Source organism: Homoserinimonas sp., assembly GCF_056262345.1.
On the sequence record NZ_JBACFR010000215.1, the window covers coordinates 1 to 5,721 of the forward strand.

The window sequence follows — 5,721 nt, forward strand, 5'->3', positions numbered from 1 at the left end:
ATCGAGGGGGAATACCGCGTCGACGTGCACTCGCAGCTTGCCCGCTTCTATGAGATCGGTGAACTCGGCGAGACGGCGACCGTCGGGAGAGACCTTGAATCCCGTTGCACGACGACCGGCCGCGGCGGCATCCTCGGCAAGAGAGGGCCAGCTGCCCGTCGGAACATTGACGAGGATGCCGTCGGCGCGCAGCACTCGGAGCGAACGCGAGCCCGTGTTGTCGTGCACGTTGCCGATGAGGTCGATGACGATATCGACTCCGCTCACCACATCCTCAAACCTGGTGGAGCCGTAATCGATGACGTCGCTCGCGCCGAGTTCTCGCAGCCAGTCCGCGTTGCGAGGCGATGCCGTCGTGATGACCTCAGCGCCCGCGAGGGCGGCGAGCTGCACGGCGAAGTGGCCGACGCCGCCCGCGCCCGCATGGATGAGCACGCGACTGCCGGCTGTGACGCCAGCCACCCTGAGCGCCCCGTCTGCTGTGAGCGCGGCGAGGGGAACCGCGGCCGCCTCGATGTGGCTCAGGTTGCTCGGCTTTCTAGCAATCGACATTTCGGGCACGGCAGCGAACTCGGCGTAGCTGCCGTTCGTGCGCGGCACCGAGAGCATGCCATAGACCTCGGCTCCTGGCTGCAGGGGGTGAGCCTCATAGGCCGCCTGGGTGACGACGCCGCTGAAATCGTTGCCCAGGGTGAGGGGAAACGAGCGGATGCCCGCCGCTGCACCCTTGCCCGCGCGCGTCTTGGCGTCGATCGGGTTGAGGGCGGCCGCATGGATCTGAACGAGGAGCTCCGCTGAAACGGGGACCGGCCTGGCGAGCTGGGTGAGACGAAGCAGGTCGGTGCCCCCCAGCTCGTCGATGACGACGGCGCGCATTGTGGGCGAGGAGGTGTCGGTCATGACGGGTCCCTTCTGTTCGGCGACTCTGTTCGGCGCATGATTAGCCCCGGCTGCGCTGGGCGAGAGCCTCGAGCACCTGGTCGGCCAGGCGCACGAGCATGTGGATCTGGCTGTCGTCGCGGTCGATCCAGCGGTACTGAGGCTCGGCGTCGACAGGCACAAAGTCGCGGTGCTGCTCCCACACCAAAAGAGTGCGCTCGGCTCCCAGCACGTACTGCTGCCACCACACCTGGCGCAGGTACCCTCGCGGGATCGAGCGCCACGCGCTGCTCGTGGTTTTGATCTCGGCGAGGTGCAGGCCGGGCCCGCCAACAGAGAGGCCATCGGGGGTTGCCAGATGCGCGCGGCTGCCCTCGGCGTGGAACAGTGCCGTGCTCGGCTGGATGCCAAAGTTCTCGCTCACCCAGCGAGCGATTTCGGGTTCCCGCTCGCGGCCGTGGTCAGTGAACGCGTTGCCCGAGAAGCGGCTGCCGTGCCACTTGTCGTCGACCACGGCTCTGACGGATCGTTCGGTGGCGAGCTTGGCAACATCCGTCGCCGTTATTCCGCGGCTGCGCGCGCGAAGCCAGCCAACACGGTCGGTGGAATCGGCGAGGATGCGAGCCAGATGCGCGGGGAGAGGGGCGGGTGCGCTCTCAGCCGGATCGTCCCAGAGGGGGAGAGGGGGCTGGGAGGAGATCACCTCTCTATTGTCTCGCGCCGAGCGGCGTCTCCCGCACCGCCACTGTCGCTACCAAGCTGTGCCCAGCCTGCTCATAGCTTGCATATAGGATCCGGCTGGATAATCGAGCCATGCTAGAGCGTTACGCGCCGCTGCCGGCCCTGCGTCACTTCGACGGTTCCCCCGTTCGCGCGGTAGTTGTCGACGATGAGGAGACCCTGTCGGAGCTGCTCTCGATGGCGCTGAGATATGAGGGGTGGGATGTTCGCACCGCCCCGAACGGGCAGGCTGCACTCAAGACGGTGCGAGAGTTCGACCCCGATGTCGTCGTTCTCGACATCATGCTGCCCGATATCGACGGGCTTCAGGTGCTTCGGCGGCTGCGGGCGGATGGTCGCGACGTGCCTATTCTTTTTCTCACCGCCAAGGACGCGCTCGACGACCGCATCGCGGGTCTCACGGCCGGCGGAGACGACTATGTGACCAAGCCATTCAGTCTCGAAGAGGTGATCGCCCGGCTGCGCGGGCTCATCCGCAGGTCATCCGCCCTCATTTCGGGAGAGGACGACCCGATCTTGAGGGTCGGAGATCTCACTCTTAACGAACAGAGCTATGAAGTCCGCCGCGGTGACCGCGAGATCGAACTCACGGCCACCGAGTTCGAGCTTCTGCGCTTCTTGATGCGCAACCCCCGGCGGGTGATGAGCAAGTCGCAGATCCTTGACCGCGTCTGGAGCTATGACTTTGGCGGCAGGGCGAGCATCGTCGAGATCTATATTTCTTACCTGCGCAAGAAGATCGACGCGGGGGAGGAGCCGATGATCCATACGGTGCGCGGCGTCGGATACATGATCAAGGCTCCGTCATGAAGTCCTGGACGCTGAGGCGAAGGCTTGTCGTCGCAATCGTTGGGCTGCTTGCTGCGGCGAGCCTCATCATTGGCCTCGTCAGTGTGCTTGCCCTGCGCGGGTTTCTCATGGACCGACTCGACTCGCAGCTCGCCTCGGCAACCGGGCGCAGCCAGAATGCGGCGAACGGGTACGACGGCGGAGCCCCTGCTCCGGCCCCCGATGACGGGTTGGGTCCGTCGTCACTGCGATTTGGTGTGCAGGCGCCCCTCACCGTGACGGGCATCGTGTTCACCGACGTCGTGAGGGCGGGCATTGTGACCCAGAGCGGCGACATCGCCCTGCTCGACGAAGCACAAAGTGCCGAGCTGCTCAATGTTCCGGTCGATGGCGAGCCGGTGACCATAACGCTGGGCGACCTCGGCCAGTATCGCGCCGCTGGTCAGCAGATCGGCCCAGAAACCACGCTCGTCACGGCGCTGCCGCTGGGGGAGGTCACCGAGACCGTGTCCCGACTAATCGCCGTGATCGCGATTGTTGCGATCATCGTGCTTGTCGTCGCCGCGGTCGTCGGCCTGGCCGTGGTGCGCCTTGCGCTTCGACCGCTCGACCGGGTCGCGGCCACGGCCACTGCGGTGAGCGCGCTGCCCCTCGACCGTGGCGAAGTCGCGCTCGCCGAGCGAGTCGCGCCACAAGACGCCGACCCCTCAACGGAGGTCGGAAGGGTCGGCTCTGCCATCAACCGGATGCTCGACCACGTAGCATCCGCCCTGGCCGCCCGCCAGGCGAGCGAGAACAGGGTGCGTCGTTTTGTCGCCGACGCGAGCCATGAGTTGCGCACCCCCCTCACCTCCATCCGGGGTTACGCCGAGCTCACTCGACGCTTCAATCAGGATCTGCCGCCGGAGGTCGTGCACTCGATCGGCCGGGTCGAGTCGGAGGCGGTGCGCATGTCGACTCTTGTGGAGGATCTGCTGTTGCTGGCGAGGCTCGACGAGGGTCGCGACCTTGAACTCGCGGAGACCGACCTCACCCGCGTGGTCATCGATGCGGTGAGCGATGCTCGGGCGGCCGGTGCCGATCACGAATGGTCGCTCGATTTGCCCGAAGAGCCTGTGCTCGTCATCGGAGACGCCAACAGGCTGCACCAGGTGCTCGCCAACCTGCTCTCCAATGCGCGCATACATACTCCTGCGGGGACTCACGTGATCACGACGCTCGTCGTCGACGGTTCGGATGCCGTGGTGACGGTCGCCGACAACGGTCCCGGAATCCCCGAGGCGCTCCAGTCGCACCTGTTCGAGCGCTTCTCTCGCGGCGACGGCTCGCGCTCCCGGGCCTCTGGCAGCACGGGGTTGGGGCTTGCGATCGTCAAGGCCGTCGTCGAAGGGCACGGCGGCTCGGTCTCGGTGCAGAGCAGCCCTGGCGCCACGGTGTTCACCGTGCGGCTGCCTCTGGCGACGGATGCTTCCTAGGCTCGGCAACGACCGTCCATTGTCAATTTGCCTGGGCGCGGGCAATCACCTAGTCTTAGGGGAGCCAAAGACCGCTGGTTGTCTCGTGCGTGAAAACGCCCAGGACCGAAGGCTTGCTTCTCGAGCAAGAGCCCGCGCAGGTGTGTGAAGTTTGATCCCGAGTTTCGGGAATTCCAGCTCCGTGCCCCTGTGCCGGAGCTTTTTTCGTGAGTGGGCGCAGGAACTCAGCTTCAGGACTCAGGAGAGCTCATGCTCACCGGGTGTGCCGGTCTGGCCGAATGCATAAACGAAATTTGAGGAGCCCCATGGCGAACAAGGAAGCTTCGGTCGCCGAGCTTACGGAACTTTTCCGTAACTCGAGCGCCGTACTGCTCACCGAGTACCGCGGGCTTACGGTCGCTCAGCTCAAGCAGCTGCGCACGAACATCCGTGAGCACGCGTCTTACGCCGTGGTGAAGAACACGCTGACCAAGATTGCGGCCAACGAGGCCGGTATCTCGTCGTTCGACGACGAGCTGACCGGTCCCTCCGCTATCGCTTTCGTGCACGGTGACCCTGTCGCCGTTGCGAAGGGTCTGCGCGACTTCGCCAAGGCAAACCCTCTGCTGGTCATCAAGGGGGGTTACTTCGACGGTAACCCGCTGACCGCCGCCGAGGTCATCAAGCTGGCCGAGCTCGAGTCGCGGGAGGTGCTGCTGGGCAAGCTTGCCGGCGCCTTCAAGGCTTCGCTGTTCGGTGCCGCGTACATGTTCAATGCGCCGCTCGCGCAGGCGGTTCGCACCGTCGACGCGCTGCGCGAAAAGCAGGAGTCCGCGAACTAGTCACCCTCACGGGTTTCTGTACGCGGTTTTAGACAAGAACAAACAAGGAGAAAAAAATGGCAAAGCTTTCTAGCGACGAACTCATCGAGGCGTTCAAGGAGCTCACGCTCATCGAGCTCAGCGAGTTCGTCAAGAAGTTCGAAGAGGTCTTCGAGGTCACCGCTGCTGCTCCCGTCGCGGTTGCCGCTGCCGGTGGCGCTGCTGCTGCCGCTGAAGAGGTCGAGGAGAAGGACTCGTTCGACGTCGTTCTCGAGGCCGCTGGCGACAAGAAGATCCAGGTCATCAAGGAGGTGCGCGCACTCACGAGCCTCGGCCTTGGTGAGGCGAAGGCACTCGTTGACGGCGCTCCCGCCAACGTCCTCGAGGGCGTTAACAAGGAGACCGCCGAGAAGGCCAAGGCTCAGCTCGAAGAGGCCGGCGCAACCGTCAACCTCAAGTAGTACGCGGCGTTGATGCCCTCGGGCATCGCGCCTCATACTCAGAACACCCCCGGTCATTGACCGGGGGTGTTCTTTTTGGTGCGGCCCCGCAGCTATGCGCCGTGCATCGCCGCCGGTGTAGCCAGCCGTCGCATCCGCGCGGTCACCACCACGCCACCAGCCGTCAGAAGAAGCGCGGCGAGCACGCTCAGCGGGATCAGTTCGGAGGCTCCCGTTGCGGCTAGAGCCTGAGCCTGCGCCTGGGTGGGCGCGGTCACTGCGGCGGGCAGGGTGATCGGCGGCCTCGTAACAGACGAGGCGACCAGGCACGGGACGAGAGCCATGGTGTCGGTGCTGGCGGACCTGGTCGTGGCGTCTCCGCGCAGCTCTGCCACGTAGCTCGCGGGGGAGGGTAGCCCGGCGAACGTGATGGATGTCGTGGCGACTCCGGTGACGACCTCCGCGGCAGTGTCGGTGCCGTCGGCCGCCACGACCGCAACGGTGTAGCTCTTGCTCGGTGTGAGCCCGGCCACGGTGACGGTGATGCTGCGAGGCACTCCGCTGACGCAGTCTACGGGAGTTGCTGCAATCGTCGTG

At 65.3% G+C, this 5,721-nt stretch carries 6 protein-coding genes and 1 pseudogene; 4 read left to right on the plus strand and 3 right to left on the minus strand.

The annotated features are described in order from the left end of the window. A partial coding sequence (locus tag AC062T_RS10365) for an NADP-dependent oxidoreductase (RefSeq protein WP_476029767.1) occupies positions 1 to 900 on the minus strand: 900 nt, incomplete at its 3' end. Positions 901 to 940: 40 nt separating this feature from the next. Continuing rightward, entirely contained in the window at positions 941 to 1,582 is a 642-nt protein-coding gene (locus tag AC062T_RS10370; RefSeq protein ID WP_476029769.1) for a YqaJ viral recombinase family protein, read from the minus strand. Between the two features lie 110 nt (positions 1,583 to 1,692). On the opposite strand from AC062T_RS10370, the gene AC062T_RS10375 reads away from it, so the two are divergent. The 4 genes from AC062T_RS10375 to rplL all read left to right on the plus strand — a co-directional run bounded on the left by AC062T_RS10375 (position 1,693) and on the right by rplL (position 5,145). Continuing rightward, complete coding sequence (locus AC062T_RS10375) at positions 1,693 to 2,430, plus strand: response regulator transcription factor (RefSeq protein WP_476029771.1); 738 nt, start codon at positions 1,693 to 1,695, stop codon at positions 2,428 to 2,430. Then, positions 2,427 to 3,884: a sensor histidine kinase gene (locus tag AC062T_RS10380; RefSeq protein ID WP_476029773.1), complete on the plus strand. Its 1,458-nt coding sequence runs from the start codon at positions 2,427 to 2,429 to the stop codon at positions 3,882 to 3,884. Before AC062T_RS10375 ends, AC062T_RS10380 begins: the two co-directional genes overlap by 4 nt. 305 nt (positions 3,885 to 4,189) lie before the next feature. Further along, positions 4,190 to 4,705, plus strand: coding sequence for a 50S ribosomal protein L10 (rplJ, locus tag AC062T_RS10385; RefSeq protein ID WP_108517718.1), 516 nt, complete (start codon positions 4,190 to 4,192; stop codon positions 4,703 to 4,705). 56 nt (positions 4,706 to 4,761) lie between these two features. Beyond that, complete coding sequence (rplL, locus tag AC062T_RS10390) at positions 4,762 to 5,145, plus strand: 50S ribosomal protein L7/L12 (RefSeq protein WP_108517716.1); 384 nt, start codon at positions 4,762 to 4,764, stop codon at positions 5,143 to 5,145. Positions 5,146 to 5,237: 92 nt separating this feature from the next. Here rplL and AC062T_RS10395 read toward each other — a convergent pair. Then, positions 5,238 to 5,721 (minus strand): annotated as a pseudogene (locus tag AC062T_RS10395) (hypothetical protein); the annotation flags it as partial.